This window comes from Variovorax sp. KK3, assembly GCF_001984055.1.
In the GTDB taxonomy this organism is placed as follows: Bacteria; Pseudomonadota; Gammaproteobacteria; order Burkholderiales; family Burkholderiaceae_C; genus Variovorax.
In genome coordinates this window covers 17,575-37,943 of sequence record NZ_LYVO01000075.1, presented here as the reverse complement: position 1 = coordinate 37,943, position 20,369 = coordinate 17,575, and the positions used below count along the sequence as shown (strand labels likewise).

Annotated in this window: 16 protein-coding genes; 11 read left to right on the top strand and 5 right to left on the bottom strand. The window is 69.7% G+C overall.

Features of this window, described 5'->3' with window-relative positions; translation table 11 throughout:
• The 9 genes from lpdA to B0W80_RS27260 all read left to right on the top strand — a co-directional run.
• A partial coding sequence (gene lpdA / locus B0W80_RS27300; RefSeq protein WP_077002295.1) for a dihydrolipoyl dehydrogenase occupies nucleotides 1–1,430 on the top strand: 1,430 nt, incomplete at its 5' end.
• Between the two features lie 59 nt (nucleotides 1,431–1,489).
• Nucleotides 1,490–3,769 carry an NADP-dependent malic enzyme gene (locus B0W80_RS27295; RefSeq protein ID WP_077002294.1) on the top strand — a complete coding sequence of 760 codons (2,280 nt, stop codon included), beginning with the start codon at nucleotides 1,490–1,492 and terminating at the stop codon, nucleotides 3,767–3,769.
• 30 nt (nucleotides 3,770–3,799) lie between these two features.
• Nucleotides 3,800–5,173, top strand: coding sequence for a dicarboxylate/amino acid:cation symporter (locus B0W80_RS27290; RefSeq protein ID WP_306171877.1), 1,374 nt, complete (start codon nucleotides 3,800–3,802; stop codon nucleotides 5,171–5,173).
• Nucleotides 5,174–5,193: 20 nt separating this feature from the next.
• The gene (locus B0W80_RS27285) at nucleotides 5,194–6,540 is read left to right on the top strand and encodes an NAD(P)/FAD-dependent oxidoreductase (RefSeq protein WP_077002293.1); all 1,347 of its coding nucleotides are present in this window, start codon (nucleotides 5,194–5,196) and stop codon (nucleotides 6,538–6,540) included.
• Between the two features lie 14 nt (nucleotides 6,541–6,554).
• The gene (gene phaC, locus B0W80_RS27280) at nucleotides 6,555–8,267 is read left to right on the top strand and encodes a class I poly(R)-hydroxyalkanoic acid synthase (protein WP_077002292.1); all 1,713 of its coding nucleotides are present in this window, start codon (nucleotides 6,555–6,557) and stop codon (nucleotides 8,265–8,267) included.
• Nucleotides 8,268–8,338: 71 nt separating this feature from the next.
• Nucleotides 8,339–9,520, top strand: coding sequence for an acetyl-CoA C-acetyltransferase (locus B0W80_RS27275; RefSeq protein WP_077002291.1), 1,182 nt, complete (start codon nucleotides 8,339–8,341; stop codon nucleotides 9,518–9,520).
• Nucleotides 9,521–9,562: 42 nt separating this feature from the next.
• A complete protein-coding gene (gene phbB, locus B0W80_RS27270; protein ID WP_077002290.1) occupies nucleotides 9,563–10,309 on the top strand; it encodes an acetoacetyl-CoA reductase in 747 nt (248 codons plus the stop codon).
• A gap of 163 nt (nucleotides 10,310–10,472) precedes the next feature.
• Entirely contained in the window at nucleotides 10,473–12,311 is a 1,839-nt protein-coding gene (locus B0W80_RS27265; RefSeq protein WP_077002289.1) for an ATP-binding protein, read from the top strand.
• Nucleotides 12,308–13,666: a sigma-54 dependent transcriptional regulator gene (locus B0W80_RS27260; protein ID WP_077002288.1), complete on the top strand. Its 1,359-nt coding sequence runs from the start codon at nucleotides 12,308–12,310 to the stop codon at nucleotides 13,664–13,666. Before B0W80_RS27265 ends, B0W80_RS27260 begins: the two co-directional genes overlap by 4 nt.
• On the opposite strand, the gene B0W80_RS27255 is transcribed toward B0W80_RS27260, so the two are convergent.
• The 3 genes from B0W80_RS27255 to B0W80_RS36305 form a co-directional block, all read right to left on the bottom strand.
• A complete protein-coding gene (locus B0W80_RS27255; protein WP_077002287.1) occupies nucleotides 13,650–14,717 on the bottom strand; it encodes a diguanylate cyclase domain-containing protein in 1,068 nt (355 codons plus the stop codon). The genes B0W80_RS27260 and B0W80_RS27255 overlap by 17 nt on opposite strands.
• Before the next feature lie 99 nt (nucleotides 14,718–14,816).
• A complete protein-coding gene (locus tag B0W80_RS36310; RefSeq protein ID WP_077002286.1) occupies nucleotides 14,817–15,767 on the bottom strand; it encodes a PDR/VanB family oxidoreductase in 951 nt (316 codons plus the stop codon).
• Nucleotides 15,764–17,080: a Rieske 2Fe-2S domain-containing protein gene (locus tag B0W80_RS36305; RefSeq protein ID WP_077002285.1), complete on the bottom strand. Its 1,317-nt coding sequence runs from the start codon at nucleotides 17,078–17,080 to the stop codon at nucleotides 15,764–15,766. Before B0W80_RS36305 ends, B0W80_RS36310 begins: the two co-directional genes overlap by 4 nt.
• Nucleotides 17,081–17,297: 217 nt before the next feature.
• On the opposite strand from B0W80_RS36305, the gene B0W80_RS27240 reads away from it, so the two are divergent.
• Both B0W80_RS27240 and B0W80_RS27235 read left to right on the top strand, forming a co-directional pair.
• Entirely contained in the window at nucleotides 17,298–18,302 is a 1,005-nt protein-coding gene (locus B0W80_RS27240; protein WP_077002284.1) for a tripartite tricarboxylate transporter substrate binding protein, read from the top strand.
• Nucleotides 18,299–19,159: a sugar phosphate isomerase/epimerase gene (locus B0W80_RS27235; RefSeq protein WP_083745668.1), complete on the top strand. Its 861-nt coding sequence runs from the start codon at nucleotides 18,299–18,301 to the stop codon at nucleotides 19,157–19,159. The genes B0W80_RS27240 and B0W80_RS27235 overlap by 4 nt, the downstream gene beginning before the upstream one ends.
• Before the next feature lie 6 nt (nucleotides 19,160–19,165).
• On the opposite strand, the gene B0W80_RS27230 is transcribed toward B0W80_RS27235, so the two are convergent.
• Nucleotides 19,166–19,963: an enoyl-CoA hydratase/isomerase family protein gene (locus tag B0W80_RS27230; protein ID WP_077002282.1), complete on the bottom strand. Its 798-nt coding sequence runs from the start codon at nucleotides 19,961–19,963 to the stop codon at nucleotides 19,166–19,168.
• A gap of 6 nt (nucleotides 19,964–19,969) precedes the next feature.
• A complete protein-coding gene (locus B0W80_RS27225) occupies nucleotides 19,970–20,368 on the bottom strand; it encodes a Zn-ribbon domain-containing OB-fold protein (RefSeq protein ID WP_077002281.1) in 399 nt (132 codons plus the stop codon).
• Nucleotide 20,369: the final 1 nt, after the last annotated feature.

The window sequence follows — 20,369 nt, the reverse complement described above, 5'->3', positions numbered from 1 at the left end:
CCTACGCCGGCAAGGCCGACGTCGAATGCGAGATGCTCGTGCTCGGCGCCGGCCCCGGCGGCTACTCCGGCGCTTTCCGCAGCGCCGACCTCGGCATGAAGACCGTGCTCGTCGAGCGCTACGCCACGCTCGGCGGCGTGTGCCTCAACGTCGGCTGCATCCCGTCGAAGGCGTTGCTGCACACCGCCTCGGTCATGGACGAGGTGGCGCAGATGCCCGACCACGGCATCAAGTACGGCGCGCCCGAGATCGACATCGACAAGCTGCGCGCCTTCAAGGAAGGCGTCATCAAGAAGCTGACCGGCGGACTCGCCGGCATGGCCAAGATGCGCAAGGTCGAGGTGCTGACCGGCGTGGGCAGCTTCCTCGACCCGTGGCACCTGGAAGTGGCCGCGGCCGACGGCGGCAAGAAGGTCGTGAAGTTCAGGAAGGCCATCATCGCGGCCGGCAGCCAGGCGGTGAAACTGCCCTTCTTCCCGGAAGACGAGCGCATCGTCGACTCGACCGGCGCGCTCGAACTCAAGCGCATTCCCAAGCGCATGCTGGTCGTCGGCGGCGGGATCATCGGCCTCGAGATGGCGACCGTCTACTCGACGCTGGGCACGCGCATCGACGTGGTCGAGATGCTCGATGGCCTGATGCAAGGCGCCGACCGCGACCTGGTCAAGGTGTGGGAGAAGGTCAACAAGCCGCGCTTCGACAAGGTGATGCTCAAGACGAAGACGGTGGGCGCCAAGGCCACCGCGGCCGGCATCGAGGTGTCGTTCGAAGGCGAGCAGGCGCCTAAAGAGCCGCAGCTTTACGACCTGGTGCTGGTGGCCGTGGGCCGCAGCCCCAACGGCAAGAAGATCGGCGCAGAGAAGGCCGGCGTCGCTGTCACCGACCGCGGCTTCATCGACGTCGACCGGCAGTTGCGGACCAACGTGCCGCACATCCACGCGATCGGCGATGTCGTCGGCCAGCCGATGCTGGCCCACAAGGCGGTGCACGAGGCCCACGTGGCGGCCGAGGCCGCGCACGGCGAGGCGGCTTTCTTCGATGCGCGGCAGGTCCCGTCGGTGGCCTACACCGACCCCGAGGTGGCCTGGGCTGGCAAGACCGAGGAGCAGTGCAAGGCCGAGGGCCTGAAGGTCGGCAAGGCGGTGTTCCCTTGGGCCGCTTCGGGCCGCGCCATCGCGAACGGCCGCGACGAGGGCTTCACCAAGCTCATCTTCGACGAGGCCACGCACCGCGTGGTGGGCGGCGGCATCGTCGGCACGCATGCGGGCGACCTGATCAGCGAAGTCTGCCTGGCCGTCGAGATGGGCTGCGAGCCGGCCGACATCGGCAAGACGATCCATCCGCATCCGACGCTCGGCGAATCGATCGGCATGGCTGCCGAGCTGTTCGAGGGCGTGTGCACCGACCTGCCGCCGAGCAAGAAGAAGTAGCGCGGACGCACCGACCGCTCTCTCTACCGATCCCGACCGATCCAACCCAGAAAGACACCATGGCCGACAACCTGCGCGACGACGCGCTCGACTACCACCGCTACCCCACGCCGGGCAAGATCTCGGTCACGCCCACCAAGGCGATGGCCACGCAGCGCGACCTGGCGCTGGCCTACTCGCCCGGCGTGGCCGAGGCCTGCATGGAGATCGCGCGCGACCCGGCCGAGGCGATGAGCCTGACCTCGCGTGCCAACCTGGTGGCCGTGGTCACCAACGGCACCGCGGTGCTGGGCCTGGGCAACATCGGGCCGCTCGCGGGCAAGCCGGTGATGGAAGGCAAGGCCTGCCTGTTCAAGAAGTTCGCGGGCATCGACGTGTTCGACATCGAGCTGGCCGAGGACGACCCCGATGCGCTCATCGACACCATCGCGCGCATGGAGCCGACCTTCGGCGGCATCAACCTCGAGGACATCAAGGCGCCCGAGTGCTTCTACATCGAGAAGAAGCTGCGCGAGCGCATGAAGATCCCGGTGTTCCACGACGACCAGCACGGCACCGCGATCGTGGCGGCCGCCGCCATCCTCAACGGACTGCGCCTGGTGGGCAAGGACATCGGCGAGGTGAAGCTGGTCGCCTCCGGCGCCGGCGCGGCGGCGCTGGCCTGCCTCGACCTCATCGTGAGCCTGGGCCTGAAGCCCGACAACATCGTGGTCACCGACGCCAAGGGCGTGGTCTACGTGGGCCGCACCGAGGGCATGGACGACAACAAGGCCCGCTACGCCCGCGAGACCAATGCGCGCACGCTCGGCGAAGTGATGCCCGGCGCCGACATCTTCCTGGGCCTGTCGGCCGGCGGCGTGCTCAAGGCCGACATGGTGAGCACCATGGCGCCGCGCCCACTGATCTTCGCGATGGCCAACCCCACGCCGGAGATCCTGCCCGAGGACGCGCTGGCCGTGCGGCCCGACGCCATCCTGGGCACCGGCCGCTCGGACTATCCGAACCAGATCAACAACGTGCTGTGCTTCCCCTTCATCTTCCGCGGCGCGCTGGACACGGGGGCGACCACCATCAATGAAGAGATGAAGCTAGCGGCCGTGCGTGCCATCGCCGGCCTCGCCCATGCCGAGATACCCGAAGTGGTGGCGCAGGCCTACGGCGCGGCGGGGCTGCGCTTCGGCGCGCAGTACCTGATCCCGAAGCCCTTCGATCCGCGGCTGATCGAGGCCGTGGCGCCGGCCGTGGCGCAGGCCGCGATGGACAGCGGCGTGGCGCTGCGCCCCATCGAAGACCTGGAGGCCTACCGCCAGCGTCTCGGCCAGTTCGTCTACCAGTCTGGCGGCGCGATGCAGCCGGTGTTCGCCGCCGCCAAGCGCGCGCCGCGGCGAGTGGTGTACGCCGAGGGCGAAGACGAACGCGTGCTGCGCGCCGCGCAGGTGGTGGTCGACGAGGGCCTGGCCAGCCCGCTGCTGGTGGGCCGGCCCGACGCCATCGCCGAGCGCATCGCGCAGTTCGGCCTGCGCCTCACGCCGGGCAAGGACTGTGAATGCGTGGACCCGATGGACCCGGCCGTGCACGACGAAGCGGCCGAGGCCTACTACGGCCTGGTGCAGCGCCGCGGCGTGTCGCGCGCGCTGGCCCATGCCGAGATGCGCGGCCGCGGCACGCTGCTGGGCGCGATGCTGGTGCGCCAGGGCCGCGCCGATGCCATGCTGTGCGGCACGGTGGGCCGCTTCCACGACCACCTGGCCTACGTGCGCGACGCGATCGGCCTGCGCAGCGGTGCCTGCACCTTCGCGGCCGTGCAGATGCTCATGCTGCCGGGGCGCCAGCTCTTCATCTGCGACACGCACGTCAACGCCGACCCGACGCCGCAGCAGGTGGCCGAGACCGCGCTGATGGCGGCCGAGGCGGTGCGCCGCTTCGGCATCACGCCCAGCGTGGCGCTGCTGTCGCATTCGAGCTTCGGCGATTCCAATGCGGCCGGGGCGCAGAAGATGCGCGAAGCGCTCAAGCTCGTGAAGCTGCGCGACCCCGGCCTGGCGGTCGAAGGCGAGATGCGCGGCGACGCGGCGCTGTCGCGCAGCATCCTGGAGCGCGAGTTCCCCGAGGCCGGCCTGACCGAGGCCGCCAACGTGCTGGTGATGCCGAACGTCGACGCCGCCAACATCGCCTACAACCTGCTGCGCATCGCCGCCGGCAGCGGCATCACGGTGGGCGGCATCCTGCTGGGTGCCGACCGGCCGGTACACATCCTCACGCCTTCGTCCACCGTCCGGCGTATCGTGAACATGACCGCCGTCGCGGCGGTCCACGCCGGCGCGCAGCGCGCGGGCTAGCCAGTTCCTTTTCATCGACAGGAGACAGCAATGGACACCACCATGGACGCGGGCAAGGGGTCGGTTCCCAAGCCCTTCTACAAATCACTCTACTTCCAGGTGATCACCGCGATCATCATCGGGGTGCTGCTCGGGCATTTCTATCCCGCGCTGGGCGAATCGATGAAGCCGTTGGGCGACGGCTTCATCAAGCTCATCAAGATGATCATCGCGCCCATCATCTTCTGCACCGTGGTGGTGGGCATCGCCGGCATGGAAGACATGAAGAAGGTCGGCAAGACCGGCGGGCTGGCGCTGCTGTACTTCGAGGTCGTGAGCACCATCGCGCTGATCGTGGGGCTGGTGTTGGTCAACGTGTTCAAGCCCGGCGACGGCATGAACGTCGACCCGAGCACGCTCGACACCAAGGCCATCGCGGCCTACACCGGCCCGGGCAAGATGCAGGGCACCGTCGACTTCCTGCTCAACGTGATCCCGAGCACGGTGGTCGATGCCTTCGCCAAGGGCGAGATCCTGCAGGTGCTGCTGTTCTCGGTGATGTTCGGCTTCGCGCTGCACAAGTTCGGCGGGCGCGGCACGCTGGTGTTCGACATCATCGAGAAGGGCTCGCACGTGCTGTTCTCGATCGTCGGCATGATCATGAAGGTGGCGCCCATCGGTGCCTTCGGCGCCATGGCCTTCACCATCGGCAAGTACGGCGTGGGCACGCTGTTCTCGCTGGGCAAGCTCATGGGCACCTTCTACCTGACCTGCCTGATCTTCATCTTCGTGGTGCTGGGGCTGATCGCGCGCTTCCACGGATTCAGCATCTGGAAGTTCATCAAGTACATCAAGGAAGAGCTGCTGATCGTGCTGGGCACGTCCTCGTCCGAATCGGTGCTGCCGCGCATGATGGCCAAGCTCGAGAACCTGGGTGCGCGCAAGTCGGTGGTGGGCCTGGTGGTGCCGACCGGCTATTCGTTCAACCTCGACGGCACGTCGATCTACCTGACCATGGCGGCGGTGTTCATCGCGCAGGCGACCAACACGCCGATGACGCTGACGCAGGAGCTGACGCTGCTCGCGGTGCTGCTGCTGACGTCGAAGGGGGCGGCGGGCATCACCGGCAGCGGCTTCATCGTGCTGGCGGCCACGCTGTCGGCCGTGGGCACGGTGCCGGTGGCGGGGCTCGCGCTGATCCTGGGCATCGACCGCTTCATGTCCGAGGCACGCGCGCTCACCAACCTGATCGGCAACGGCGTGGCAACGGTGGTGGTCGCCAAGTGGACCGGCGACCTCGACACCAAGCGCATGCACGAGCAGCTCAACAACGAAACCGCCGCCGCGGCCGAGGAGCCTGAGGTGGTGCTGGATGCCGTCGAGCAGCACATGCCGGTGACGGCATCGGCACCGGCCCGCCGCTGAGCCACAGGCCGCAGAAACCCATGGACGCCGCGACATCCACCCGCGCCGCGCCGCACCGCGTCGTCATCGTCGGCGGCGGCGCGGGCGGGCTCGAGCTGGCCACGCGGCTGGGCAACACGCTCGGTCGGCGCGGCCAGGTCGAGGTGACGCTGATCGAGAAGAACCGCACCCACGTCTGGAAGCCGAAGCTGCACGAGATCGCGGCAGGCAGCATGGACATGAGCGCGCACGAGGTGGGCTACCTGGCCCAGTCGCATTGGCACCACTTTCGGTACCGCGTAGGCGAAATGGTGGGCCTGGACCGCGAACGGCGCGAAGTGCTGGTGGCGCCGCACGTCGACGACGAGGGCCAGGAGGTCACGCCGCAGCGCGCCTTCGGCTACGACACGCTGGTGCTGTCGTTGGGCAGCCAGAGCAACGACTTCGGCACGCCCGGGGTGCGCGAGCATGCGATGCGGCTGGAGTCTGCCGCCGACGCGCGGCGCTTTCATTCGCGCATGGTCAACGCCTGCATCCGCGCGCATGCCCAGAGGGCGCCGCTGCGGCCCGAGCAGCTGCACGTGGCCATCATCGGCGCCGGCGCCACCGGCGTGGAGCTGGCCGCGGAGCTGCACCGCACCACGCGCGAGGTGGTGGCCTTTGGGCTCGACCGCGTCGATGCCGACAAGGACATCCGCGTGACTGTGGTCGAGGCCGCGCCGCGCATCCTGCCGGCCCTGCCGCCGCGCCTGTCGAGTTCGGCCGAGGACCTGCTGCGCAAGCTCGGCGTGGACGTGCTCACCGATGCCAAGGTGGCCGAGGTCGAACCCGTCGGCGTGCGCCTGGCCGACGGCCGCGTGCTGCCGGCCGAGCTGATCGTGTGGGCGGCCGGCGTGAAGGCGCCGGACTTCCTGAAAGAGCTGGCGGGGCTTGAGAGCAACCGCATCAACCAGCTCGTGGTGCTGCCGACCCTGCAGACCAGCCGCGACGAGAACGTCTTCGCCATCGGCGACTGCGCGGCCTGCGCCTGGCCGCAGGCCAACCAGGGGCAGGGCGGCTTCGTGCCGCCGCGAGCGCAGGCGGCGCATCAGCAGGCGTCGCACATGGCCAGGCAGATCCGCCGCCGGCTGGCGGGCAAGCCGCTGGCCGACTACCGCTACCGCGACTTCGGCTCGCTCGTGTCGCTGGGCGAGTTCAGCACCGTCGGCAACATGATGGGCGGGCTGATTGGCGGCAGCCTGATGGTCGAGGGCATGTTCGCGCGGCTCATGTACCTGTCGCTCTACAAGATGCACGAACTGGCGCTGCACGGCTTTCCGAAGGTGGCGCTCGACACCCTCGCGCGCCTGATCGTGCGGCGCACCGAACCCCACGTGAAGCTGCATTGAGGAGTTTCTTTTCCATGAGTGCGCCCCTTCCCCCTTCCGTGCCCGATCTCGGCCGCTGGATTTCCGACCTGTTCGATGCGCAGCAGGCCATGCTGCGCAGCTTCGGCGCCGCGCCGGAGCCGCCGCCGGCCAGTGCCGATGCCGAGCCCGTGCCGCTGTCGCTGATGGCCGCGGCCCGCACGCTGAGTGCCTGGCAGGAAGAGACGCTGCGGCAGGTGGCGGCCATCTGGCCCGTCGGCGAACCGGCCGATGCCGCCGATGCCGCCGACCGCCGCTTCGCCGGCCAGGCCTGGCGCGAGGATCCGCGCTTCGACCTGGCGGTGCGCCACTACCAGAGCTATGCGAAGCTGCTGCGCGGCGCCATCGACGAGGCGCCGGCCGATGCGCAGCAAAAGGCCCAGTGGCACTTCGCGCTGCGGCAGGTGCTCGACGCGCTGAGCCCCGCCAACTGCCTGGCGACCAACCCCGAAGCGATGCGCGCGGCGGTCGACTCCGGCGGCGCCAGCCTGGTGGAAGGCATGCGCCTGTTCCTGCAGGACCTGGCGCGCGGCCGCATCTCGATGACCGACGAGACGGCCTTCGAGGTCGGCCGCAACGTCGCCACATCGCCGGGCAGCGTGGTGTTCGAGAACGAGCTGATGCAGCTCATCCAGTACGCGCCGAGCACGGCCAAGGTGTTCGAGCGGCCGCTGCTGATCGTGCCGCCCTGCATCAACAAGTTCTACATCCTCGACCTGCAGCCGGCCAACTCGCTGGTGGCGCATGCGGTGTCGCAGGGGCACACGGTGTTCCTGGTCTCGTGGCGCAACGTGTCGCAGGCGCAGGGCCACCTGGGCTGGGACGACTACGTCGAGGAGGGCGTGATCGCCGCCATCGACGTGGCGCGCGAGATCGCGGACGCCGAGCGCATCGATGCCCTGGGCTTCTGCGTCGGCGGCACGCTGCTGGCCTGTGCGCTCGCGGTGCTGGCCGCGCGCGGCGAGCAGAAGGCGGCCAGCCTGACGCTGCTGACGACCATGCTCGACTTCCACGACCCGGGCGAGATCGGCATGCTGGTCAACGAGCCGATGCTCGCGCTGCGCGAGGCCGCCATCGGCGGCGGTGGTGTGCTGCACGGGCGCGAGCTGGCGCAGGTGTTCGCCTCGCTGCGCGCCAACGACCTGATCTGGCCCTACGTGGTCAACGGCTACCTCAAGGGCAAGGCGCCGCCGGCCTTCGACCTGCTGTTCTGGAACAGCGACGACGCCAACCTGCCCGGGCCGATGTTCTGCTGGTACCTGCGCAATTGCTACCTCGAGAACCGCCTGCGCGTGCCCGGCGGCACGGTGCAGTGCGGCGAGTCGGTGGACTTCGGCCGCATCGACGTACCGTCGTTCATCTATGCCTCGCGCGACGACCACATCGTGCCCTGGCGAACGGCCTATGCGAGCACGCGGCTGCTGGGCGGCGACGTGCGCTTCGTGCTCGGCGCCAGCGGCCACATCGCGGGCGTCATCAACGCGCCGGCCGCCCGCAAGCGCAACCACTGGGTGGGCGAGGTCGGCCCCGAGCCGCAGCGCTGGCTGGACGCCGCCGAGTCGGTGCCCGGCAGCTGGTGGCCCGAATGGACGCGCTGGCTGGCCACGCATGCCGGCGCCCAGGTCGCCGCGCCGAAGAAGGCGGGCAGCCGTGCGCACCCCGTGATCGAGCCCGCGCCGGGCCGGTACGTGAGGGAACAGGCGACCTGAAGCCGCACCCTGCACCCCCGGATCCCGGTTTCCCATTTCATCCATCCATCAGAGAGAAAGAAGGAGTCACCATGACCGATGTTGTGATCGTCGCCGCCGCCCGCACCGCGGTGGGCAAGTTCGGCGGCAGCCTGGCCGCCACGCCCGCTCCCGAGCTGGGGGCCCATGTCATCAAGGGCCTGCTGGAGCGCGCCGGCGTGCCCGGCGATGCGGTCAGCGAAGTCATCCTGGGCCAAGTGCTCACGGCGGGCGCGGGGCAGAACCCGGCGCGCCAGAGCGTGCTGAAGGCCGGCCTGCCGCATCACGTGCCGGCGCTCACCATCAACAAAGTCTGCGGCTCGGGCCTGAAGGCCGTCATCCTGGCGGCGCAGGCCGTGCAGTGCGGCGATGCCGAGATCGTCATTGCCGGTGGGCAGGAGAACATGAGCGCGGCGCCCCACGTGCTGCCCAACTCGCGCAACGGCCAGCGCATGGGCGACTGGAAGATGATCGATTCGATGATCGTCGACGGCCTGTGGGACGTGTACAACCAGTACCACATGGGCATCACGGCCGAGAACGTGGCCAAGAAGTACGGCGTGTCGCGCGAGGCCCAGGACGCGCTGGCCCTGGCCTCTCAGCAGAACGCCGCCGCCGCGCAGGACGCGGGCCGCTTCGCCGACGAGATCCTGCCTTTCTCGATCGCGCAGAAGAAGGGCGACCCGATCGTCTTCGACAAGGACGAGTTCATCAACCGCAAGAGCAGCGCCGAGGGCCTGGCCGGGCTGCGCCCGGCCTTCGACAAGGCGGGCACCGTGACGGCGGGCAATGCATCGGGCATCAACGACGGCGCGGCCGCCGTGCTGGTGATGCGGGCCGATCGCGCCGCGGTGCTCGGGCTGAAGCCGCTGGCCGTGATCCGTGCCCACGCGTCGGCCGGGCTGGACCCCGCGCTGATGGGGATGGGCCCCGCGCCGGCCTCGCGCATGTGCCTGAAGAACGCCGGCTGGCGCCCGCAGGATCTGGATCTGCTGGAGATCAACGAAGCCTTCGCGGCCCAGGCCTGCGCGGTGCATCAGGAAATGGGCTGGGACACCTCGAAGGTCAACGTGAACGGCGGCGCCATCGCCATCGGGCATCCGATCGGCGCCTCGGGCTGCCGCATCCTGGTGACGCTGCTGCACGAGATGCAGCGCCGCGGCGCCAACAAGGGCCTGGCGTCGCTCTGCATCGGCGGCGGCATGGGCATCGCGCTGGCGGTCGAGCGCGCTTGAAGATTTTTGACGATCGTTTTTCAACCAAGAAGGAGAAGACTCATGACGAAAGCACGCGTGGTCCTGGTGACCGGGGGGATGGGCGGCCTGGGGGAGACCATCTCGACCAAGATGGTGGACGGCGGCTACAAGGTGGCCGTGACCTATTCGCCGGGTAACACCAAGCATGCCGAATGGGTGGCGCAGATGAAGGCCGAGGGCTACGACATCGTGGCCGTGCCCTGCGACGTGGCCGACATCGATTCGTGCGCCCAGGCGGTGGCCCAGGTGCAGGAGCAGCTCGGGCCGGTCGACGTGCTGGTCAACAACGCCGGCATCACGCGCGACATGACCTTCCGCAAGATGGACAAGGTCAACTGGGACGCGGTGCTGCGCACCAACCTCGACAGCCTGTTCAACATGAGCAAGCAGGTCGCCGACGGCATGGTCGACCGCGGCTGGGGACGCGTCATCAACGTGTCGTCGGTCAACGGCTCCAAGGGCGCCTTCGGCCAGACCAACTACTCGGCGGCCAAGGCCGGCGTGCACGGCTTCACCAAGGCACTGGCGCTCGAAGTGGCGAAGAAGGGCGTGACCGTCAACACCATCTCGCCCGGCTACATCGGCACGAAGATGGTGACGGCCATCCCGAAGGAAGTGCTGGACTCCAAGATCCTGCCCAACATCCCGGTCGGCCGGCTGGGCAAGCCCGAAGAGGTGGCGGGGCTCATCATCTACCTGGCGTCGGAAGAGGCGGCCTTCGTCACCGGCGCCAACATCGCCATCAACGGCGGCCAGCACATGCAGTAGCCGAGGCACGGCAGGGCGGCCATCAAAGAGGATGTTTGCGCAAGAGCGTTTGTCCGCGCGGGCGGGCGATGGCGGCGGGCCTAACATCGCCCCGTCCGGCGACAGGTTCCTGCCGAGGGGGCCAGAGGAACCGCGGGAGCCGCCGGAGACGCTGAGGAGTGGGATGAAAGCAGTCGTGCGACGCGCGCTGGGCTGGCTCGTGGCGCTGGCGATCATCGGGGCGGCCGCGCTGGCCGGCCATGCGGTGGCCATGCGCTCGGGGCTGGAGCGCCTGCGCGAGGCCACGCAGCACCGGCTCGACATGGTGGGCGCCGGCCTGGAGGCGGACCTGGTCCGCTTCGACTACCTGCCCTCGCTGCTGGAGGTGACGCCCACCGTCTTCGCGCTGCTCGACAAGCCCGACGACGCGGAGCTGCGCGAGCAGGCCAACCGCGTGATGGAGCGCATCAACGCCACGGCCGGTGCGTCGAACCTGTACATGATCGACGCGTCGGGCGTGTGCCTCGCGGCTTCGGACTGGAACGACCCCGGCACGCCGGTGGGCACCGACCTGTCGTTCCGGCCCTACGTGAAGGACGCGCTGGCGCGCGGGCGCGGCCGCTTCTACGGTGTCGGCTTCACGAGCCGGCGCGCGGGCTACTACCTGTCTTATGCCTTGTTCGGCCAAGGGCAGCGGCGCGGCGTGGCGGCCGTGAAGGTCGACCTGGAGACTGCCGAATCGGCGTGGCGCAAGCTGCCCGGCGAAGTGCTGGTGCTCGACGAGCGCGGCGTGGTGATCCTGTCCTCGCGCGAGGGCTGGAAGTTCAGGCCGCTCGCGCCGCTGGGGCCCGAAGCGATGGCGGACATCGCCGGCACCCGGCCCTATGGCGATGCCGCCCTGGTGCCGCTGGACTGGCGCGAGACGGCGAACCCGGACGGGCCTGCCGCCGAGATCGCGCTCGACGGCTTGCAGTACCTCGGCATGACGCGCACCCTCGACCCGGCCGGCTGGCGCGTGGTGGCTTTGGACGACACCGCGCCGGTACGTGCCAGCGCGCGCAACCTGGCTGTGATGGCGGCGCTGGGCGCGATGGTGCTGCTGCTGGTCGCCACCGTGCTGGTGCAGCGCCAGCGCGCGGTGCGGGCCAAGCTGGCCAGCCGCGCCGCGCTGCAGGCCGCGCACGACGGCCTGGAATCGAAGGTGGTGCTGCGCACGGCCGAGCTGCGCAATGCGGTCGCGATGCTGGGCGAGGAAGTGGAGGCGCGCAAGGCCATCGAGGCCGACCTGCGCGCCACGCAGGGCGAGCTGGTGCACGCCGGCAAGATGGCGGCGCTGGGCCAGATGTCGGCCGGCATGGTCCATGAACTCAACCAGCCGCTGGGGGCGCTGCGCACCCTGTCCGACAACGCCTGCGTGCTGCTGGAGCACGACCGGCTCGGCGACGTGAAAGGCAACCTGCAGCGCATCGGCCACCTCGTGGACCGCCTGGGCAAGCTGACCTACCAGCTCAAGGCCTTCGCGTACAAGAACACGCTGTCGCGCGTGCGGGTCGACCTGCAGCAGTCGATCGGCAATGCACAGCTGCTGCTGTCCGAGCGGCTGCGCGAGAAGGGCGTGGAACTCGTGGTGCACGTCGAGCCCGAGAGCCTGTGCGCCTGGGCCGAAGAGGCGCGGCTCGAGCAGGTGCTGGTCAACCTGATGGGCAATGCCGTCGACGCCATGGCCGGCTCGCCGCTGCGGCGCCTGCGCATCGAGGCCGGCGCCCATCCGGTGGCCGAGCACCGCTGCCAGATCCAGGTCTGCGACACCGGCCCCGGCATCCGCGCCGACATCCTGCCGAGGCTGTTCGACCCCTTCGTCACCAGCAAGCCGGCCGGCGCCGGGCTGGGCCTGGGCCTGATGATCTCGGCCCACATCGTGCGCGAGCTGGGGGGCAGCCTGCGGGCGGCCAACATCGGCGGCTCGGGCGCCTGCTTCACGATCGAGCTGCCGATGGTGGCTGCACAGGAAACCGTTTCATGAGCGACAAGCAGGAAATTCGCGTCGTCTTCGTCGACGACGACGAAGACGTTCGGCTGGGCAGCACCCAGGCGCTGGAGCTGGCAGGCCTCACGGTCGACGGCTTCGCCAGCGTGGAAGAGGCGCGCTCGCGCATCCGCTTCGGCGGGCCGGCGGTGGTGCTGTGCGACGTCAAGCTGCCCGGCATGACCGGCATGCAGTGGCTCAGCGAGATCCGCGCGGTCGATGCCGAGCTGCCGGTGATTTTGGTCACGGGCCATGGCGACATCGCGATGGCGGTGCACGCGATGCGGCAGGGTGCCTACGACTTCATCGAGAAGCCCTTTCCGTCGGAGCAACTCGTGGCCGTGGTGCGGCGTGCCTGCGAGAAGCGCGCGCTGACGCTCGAGGTGCGCGAGCTGCGCGACCACCTGGAGAACTGGCACGGCATCGAGGCCGCGCTGCTGGGCCGCTCGGCCCAGATGCAGCGCGTGCGGCGCGAGGTGCTCAACCTGGCCGGTACTTCGGCCGACGTGGTGATCTACGGCGAAACCGGCACCGGCAAGGACCTGGTGGCGCGCTGCCTGCACGACCACAGCGACCGGCGCCGCGCCAACTACGTGCCGGTGAACTGCGGTGGCCTGCCCGAGTCGCTGGCCGAGAGCGAGCTGTTCGGCCACGAAGCCGGTGCCTTCACGGGCGCCACGCGCGTGCGCATCGGCAAGTTCGAGCATGCGCAGGCCGGCACGCTGTTTCTCGACGAGATCGAGAGCATGCCGATGGCGGTGCAGATCAAGCTGCTGCGGGCATTGCAGGAACGCGCCATCGAGCGGCTGGGCTCCAACAAGCTGGTGCCGGTGGATTGCCGGGTGATCGCCGCTGCCAAGGACGACCTGAAGGCGCTGAGCGACCGTCAGAAGTTCCGTGCCGACCTGTACTACCGCATCGGCGTCGCGTTCATCGAGCTGCCGCCGCTGCGCGAACGGCGCGAGGACATTCCGCTGCTCTTCGAGCACTTCATGCTGCAGGCCGCCAGCCGCTACCAGCGTGCGGCGCCCATCCTCGACGGCGCGCAGCTGGCCGAGCTGATGGCCCACACCTGGCCCGGCAATGTGCGCGAGCTGCGCAACGTGGCCGACCGTTTCGTGCTGAGCCTGCCGGGCGATCGCCTGTTGCCGGCGGCGGGCGGCGGCGAGCTGCCGGCCAGCCTGCCGGCCCAGGTCGAGCGCTTCGAGCGGACCATGATCACCGAGGAGCTGCGGCGCTGCCACGGCGACGTGACCGCGGCAGCCAAGGCGCTCGGGCTGCCCAAGCAGACGCTTTACGACAAGCTCAAGCGGCTGCAGCTGTCGACCGGCGAGTTCAAGCAGGAGAATTGAGCGCGTCGTTCTCGGCCTCGCGCTCGATCTCGCGCGCATGGCGGCCGCGGCCGGCCGCCTTGGCCCGGTAGAGCATGCGGTCGGCATGCGCGATGAGCGCGGGCCAGCCGGGCGGTGCATCGGCGCCCAGCGCGATGCCGACGCTGGCGCCGATGTGCAGGCGCAGGCCGCCGGCCAGCTCGAAGGGCTCGTGCGCGGCCTGCACCACGCGGTCGGCCATCGCATCGACGTCTCCGGCGCTGCGGTCGCCGGTGAGCGCGATGGCGAACTCGTCGCCGCCCAGCCGGGCGACCGCGTCGAAGGGCTGCGCCAGCATCTGCAGCCGCAGCGCGAAGTGCTGCAGCAGCTCGTCGCCCACCGCGTGGCCGTGCGTGTCGTTGACCGGCTTGAAGCGGTCGAGGTCGATGTACAGCAGGCTCAGCGAACGGGTATCGCGGTGCTCTTCGAGCATCACCTCGAAGCCCAGCCGGTTCAGCAGGCCTGTCAGCGGATCACGTTGCGCCACCTTCAGCAGGTGCACGTTTTCCGAACGCAGCGAGGCGGCCAGGCGCTGCTGCTCGTGCCGCAGCGCGATCTGGTCGCTGATGTCGCGCATGATCGACGAGTACAGGCCGACGCGGCCGTCCGGCCCCTTGTGGGCGATGACCATCTGGTCGACGTGCAGCTCGCGGCCGCCTGCGACGAAGATCGTGGTCTCGCCGATCCAGACGCCCCGGTCGCGCGCCGCGGGCAGGATGGTGTCGACGAACAGGCGGTTGGTTTCGGGCGTGTTGAAGATCGTGACGTCGACGCCGTCCATCGGCGCATCGCGGCCGATGCCCTGGGCGTGACGCAGGGCCGGGTTCATGTAGTGGATGCGGCCGCGTGAATCGGCCTGCACCACGTAGTCGGTGGTGTGTTCGAACACGGTGACGAGGTCGCGCTGGACCTTGTGGCGCCCGGCAGCGGCCTGGCTGCGCGCGGGGCGCAAGGCCGTGGCCGTGAAGGCGATGACGAGCATGGTGGCCAGTGCGCCCGCGATGCGCGGGACCGGCCAGGTCGGTTTCTGCATTTTTCTTCTTCCCTGGTTGGCGGCGAACGGCGGCGATCTTAACCATTCCGAAGCGCCATTTCGGGCAGTCGGCCCGCGCGGCTCCGGCTCAGGGCGCCGTCAGATGTCCAGCACCAGGCGCGGCGTGCGGCTGCCCGAGCAGCAGACCATCATGGCGCGGTTGCCGGCTTTTTCCTCGTCCGTCAGGTAGTCGTCGCGGTGGTCGGGCGTGCCTTCGAGCACCGGCGTGCAGCAGGTGCCGCAGATGCCCTGCGAGCAGGAGTACTGGATGTCGACGCCGGCATCGAGCAGCGTGTCGAGCAGCGTCCTGCCGGCCTCGACCTGCAGCGTCTTGCCGCTGCGCGCGAGCTTCACCTCGTAGCCGCCGGCGGTGGCCGCCTCCTGGCTGGCGGAAAAGCGCTCCAGGTGCACGCGCTGCGGCGCCAGGCTGCTGCAGGCGGCGGTGAAGGCATCGAGCATGCCGTTGGGCCCGCAGCAATAGACGTGCGACCCCGGCGGTGCCTCGCGCACGATGGCGGCGATGTCGGGGCGGCCCATGTCCTCGCTGGTGCAGCGCAGGTCCACGGCATCGCCGGTCCTGTCGAGCGAGTGCAGCTCCTGCACGTAGGCCGCGCGCTCGCGTGAGCGCACCGCGTAGTGCAGCTGCCAGCGGCGGCCGAGCGCGTTCAGGCGCGCGATCATCGCCATGAAGGGCGTGATGCCGATCCCGCCCGCGATGAAGACCGACAACGGCGCGTCCTCGTAGAGCGGAAAGTCGTTGACCGGCGCGCCGGCGTCGAGCCGGTGGCCCGGGCGCGGCACCGTGTGCATCCATGCCGAGCCGCCGCGGCTGTCGGCCGCGTGGTCGACCGCTACCACGTAGCGGTGCCGCTCGGCCGGGTCATTGACCAGCGAGTAGCTGCGCGACAGGCCCTCGGGCAGCTGCAGGTCGATATGTGCACCGGCCGTGAAGGGCGGCAGCGGCGCGCCGTCGGCGGAGACGAACTCGTACGACACGATGCCCTCGGCCTCGCGCCGCAGCTGCCGCAACAGGAGCTTCGTCGCGCTCACGGCGCGTAGCCGAAGCCGGCGTCCAGCCGCGCCACCGTGTGCTCGCGGTGCTCCTGCCAGGGCACGCCGGCCGGCAGCGTGAGCGACGCGGCACGCACCATGAAGGTGGCGGGCTCGCGCACGCCCTGCGGCTCGATGCCGCTGCCCTGCAGCTTGCGCACCGTCTCCAGCAGCAGGCGCCGCGTCATCGCCACGCCGGTGTCGCTGATGCCCAGGTGCTCCTTGCTGCGGTCGTAGATCGAGGCCACGCCCGACTGGCAGGCCGCGTCCTGCACCCAGAGGCCCGGCAGGCCCGAGAACCAGGTCTTGGTCTGCGCGTCGTAGTTGAAGAGGTAGCCGTTCTGGCGCGTGTACTTGGTCCAGTACTTGGCGAAGGGCTCGGTGGCCGGCCGTGGCGCGAAGGCTTCCTGGCTGGCGTGGCCGGTCTCGCGCCCCGCGTGGCCGTTCTCGAACAGCGCGCGGCTCTTGTCGTAGAGCTTCTCCGACGGGTGGTACGAGAACATGATGCACAGCGTGTTGTGGTCGTCCAGCGGCACCCACGCATGGCCCGAGAGCTCCGGGTATTGCGACTGCGGCGGCACGAGCGTCCAGAAGGGCAGCAGGAACTGGTTGACGCGCCAGTAGCTGGTGTCGTCGTCGAGCTTGCGGCGCGAGGCCACGCTCATGCCGAAGGGTTGGCGTTGGCATTCGAAGGTTGGCCGCAGGTCGCGCTTGGCGATCCAGTCGCTGATGGCGCCCTGCTTGTCGATGCGGCCGTGCAGGATGGGGGCATGGGCGGAGTCGATCTCGCCTTCGACCGCCTGCAGCCAGTTGCATTCCTGCACGCGAAAGCTCACGTGCACGCGCTCGGCGGGCACCAGGTTCCATTCCATGTCAGGCAGCGGCGGCGGGTCGTCCTGCTGCGGGCCCATGTAGGCCCAGGCGACGCCGTTGCGCTCGCGGCAGGCGTAGGCCTTGAGCCGCACCTTGTCCTTCAAGCGGCTGTCGGCCGGCTCGGCCGGCATGTCCTGCACGCGGCCGTCGGTGCCGAACTTCCAGCCGTGGTACACGCAGCGCAGGCCGCAGTCTTCGTTGCGGCCGAAGACCAGCGGCGCGCCGCGGTGCGGGCAGGCCTGGTCCACCAGGCCCAGCTTGCCTTCGCTGTCGCGAAACGCGATCAGGTCTTCGCCGAGCAGACGCACGCGCTGCGGCATGCCGCCGGCCGGCAGGTCGGCGGTGGGCAGGAAGGGCAGCCAGTACAGGCGCATCAGCTGGCCCATGGTGGTGCCCGGGCCGACGCGGACGAGGGTTTCGTTGTCTTCAGGGGTGAGCATGGTGGGGGCTCCGTGGGGTGATGGGTCGGAAGCGGTGAAAAAGCGGAAAGCGGTGCGTGCGAGTCCGCAGTGAACGTGCAATTGGTTCTACCATTTTAATCTTCAATTCTTCAAAACGGAAGATGCGTCGGGTGGCGCGGCTTCGGGGTAATACCCAGGAATCATCCATTGGTCAGTCCATTAGACTTCTGCGTACATTCGTACGAGGAGCCACGACATGCCTGCCCCACGCCTCCACCGCCGCGCCGCCCTGTTGCAGATCGCCGCGGGTGCCGCCGCCGTCACCGCCGCCACCACCTTCCCGGGCAGCGTGCTCGCGCAGGGCAACTGGCCCGAGAAGCCGATCACGCTGATCTCGCCCTTCGGCGGCGCCGTCGACATCCTGGCGCGGCTGATCGCCAACGACTTGGGCAGGCGGCTGGGCCAGAACGTGATCGTCGACCTCAAGCTCGGCGGCTCGGGCACCATCGGAATGGCCGCGGTGGCCCGCGCGCAGCCCGACGGCTACACGATCGGCATGGGCACCACCACCTCGCTGACCTCGGCGCCGCACCTGATCAAGAACCCGGGCTACGACGTGGAGAAGTCCTTCACCTACCTGGGCCTGATCCAGACCTCGCGCCAGGTGCTGACGGTGTCGCCCAAGCTGGGCGTCGACACGCTGCAGGACTTCATCGCGCTGGCGCGGGCCAAGCCCGGCACGCTGAACTTCGGCTCCAGCGGCGTCGGAAACAGCATCCACCTGGCGGTGGAGCAGTTCAATGCGGCCGCCGGCATCAAGGCCGTGCACGTGCCCTACAAGACGGGCAACGAGACCGATGCCGCCATGATGGCCGGCGACGTGCAATACACCGTGGCCTCGCTCGCCACCTCGCTGCCGCTGATCCAGGCCGGGCGTATCAAGGCGCTGGCGGTGACGGGCGAAGGGCGCGATCCGGCGCTGCCGAACGTGCCCAACCTCACCGAATCGGGCCTGGCCGCACGCATTCCGGACCAGCTCTTCGGCATGGTGGGCCCGGCCAGCATGCCCGCGCCGGTCACCGCGAAGCTGCTGAAGGCCGTGGCGGACATGCAGGCCGATCCGGCCTTCCAGGACGCGGTGCGCCGTGGCGGCGGCCTGCCGTCGCTGGTGCATGGCGAATCGTTCCGCAAGCTGGCGCTGGCCGACAGCCAGACCTGGGGCGACCTGATCAAGCGGCTGGGCATCACGCTCAATTCATGAGCGGTGGCATGAGCGGTGGTGTGCCCCGAGACCCGCGTCACCGCGAGCTTCGCGCGTTGACGCTCGGCTTTCTATGCCTCGGCGCGCAAGCGGCGCCGCTCGACGTGCTCGAGGCGGCCGCACAAGCCGGCTTCGGCGCCGCAGGCCTGCGCATCAGCGGGCGGAACCCCGGCGACCCGTGGCCGGGCCCCGGCGCGGAAGCGGGCGGCTTCGAGCGCGTGCGCGCGCGGGCGGGCGCGCTGGGCGTTCGCATCTCGAGCGTCTGCGGCTGCTACCTCTCGGACAAGACGGACCTGTCCGCTCTGATCGCCAACGTCGAGGCCGCGCGGCGAACGGGCGCGGGCTTGATCGCGCAGAGCTGCTTCGAGCCCGACCTCGCGCGCGTGAGCGGCCTGCTGCGCGACTACGCACGCGCGGCCGCCGATGCCGGCGTGCGCATCGCGCTCGAGTTCATGCCGATGAGCAGCCTGAAGTCGATCGGCGATGCGCAGCGCGTGATCGCCGACAGCGGCGCGCGGAACGTCGGCCTGCTGATCGATTCGCTGCACCTGGCGCGTTCGGGTGCGGGCGTGGCCGAGGTGCGGGCGCTCGACGCGGCGAGCATCTACCTCACCCAACTGTGCGACGCGCCAGCCGTGCGCGCGCCGTCGACCTCGCTGTTCGACGAAGCGATGTCGGGACGCATGTACCTGGGCGATGGCGGGCTGGACGTGGAGGGGCTGGTCGCCGCGCTGCCGGCGAATGCCGAGATCGAACTGGAAACGCCGGTGGTCGCCGATGCCGGTCTGCCGGCAGCGCAACGCGCCCGGCGTGCGGCGCAGAAGGCGCAGGCCTTCTTCGCGTCGCACTTCGCCTGAGGCGTCTCAGTCCCTCGCGGATCTCAAGCCGGCGAAGGCCGGCCGCCGTTTGCCCAGGATGGCTTCGACCTGCGCCGCCGGCTCCGGCGCCGCGAAGGCCGCGGCCTGGCTCGCGGCTTCGAGCGCGAACGCGCTCTGCCGATCGCCGTCGAGCGAGGCGTTCAACATCGCCTTCGTGAGCGCCACGGCGGTCGGCGCGGCCTGCGCCATGCGCTCGGCCATGTCGCGCACGCGTGCCTCGATCGCTTCGCTGGTCTGCACTTCCATCACGATGCCGAGGCTGCGCGCTTCCTCCGCGGTCACGTCGCGCGTGGAGAACACCAGCTCCTTCGCGCGCTGCAGGCCGACGATGCGCGGCAGCAGATACAACGCACCGAGGTCCGGCACCAGGCCCAGCCGCAGATGGGCCATCGCGAACTTCGCACGCGGGCTGGCGACGATCATGTCCGCGCACAGCGCCAGTGCGAAGCCGGCGCCGATGGCCGGCCCGTCGATCGCGGCGATCACGGGGCAGCCGATGTTGAGCAGGTCGTCGGTGAGGCGCAGGCCGGCGTTGATGCGCCGCTGCCAGTAGGCCGGCCCGGCCTGCGCGTGCTCCTGCAGGGCATGGAGATTGCCGCCGGCACAGAAGGCGCCGGCGCCGCCGGTGATCACGAGCACGCGCACGGCGGGATCGTTGCGCACCTGTTCGAGCACCGCCATCAGGTCGGTTCGCAGCGCCACGTCCACCGGGTTGTGGATCTCGGGCCGCGTGAGGCGTATCCAGCCGACGCCGTTTTCCGCGGCGAAGTCGAGCGTGTCCATGCGCGTTCAGGCGGGCTTGAACATCGGCACCATCGCGCCACCGTCGGCCGGCTTGAAGGTGACGACCACGCGATCGCCGATCTTCAGGCTGTCGAGGTCGCAGTCGACGATGTTGCTGAGCATCGTGATGCCCTCGTCGAGCGTCACGTAGGCGATGGCATAAGGCACGGGACCGGCGCGGCGCGTGACGCTCACGCTGTAGATCGTGCCCTGGCCGGCGAGCGGCACCCATTCGGTGTCGCCCATGCAGAAGGGGCACAGCGCGCGCGGGTACCAATGCAGCTTGCCGCAGTCGGTGCAGCGGCGCGTGGACAGCCGGCCTTCCTTGGCCTGGGCCCAGTAGTGCGCGGTCGCCGCGTCGACTTGCGGTGCCGCGAGCGGACGGTCGGTGTGAACGGTGGTCATC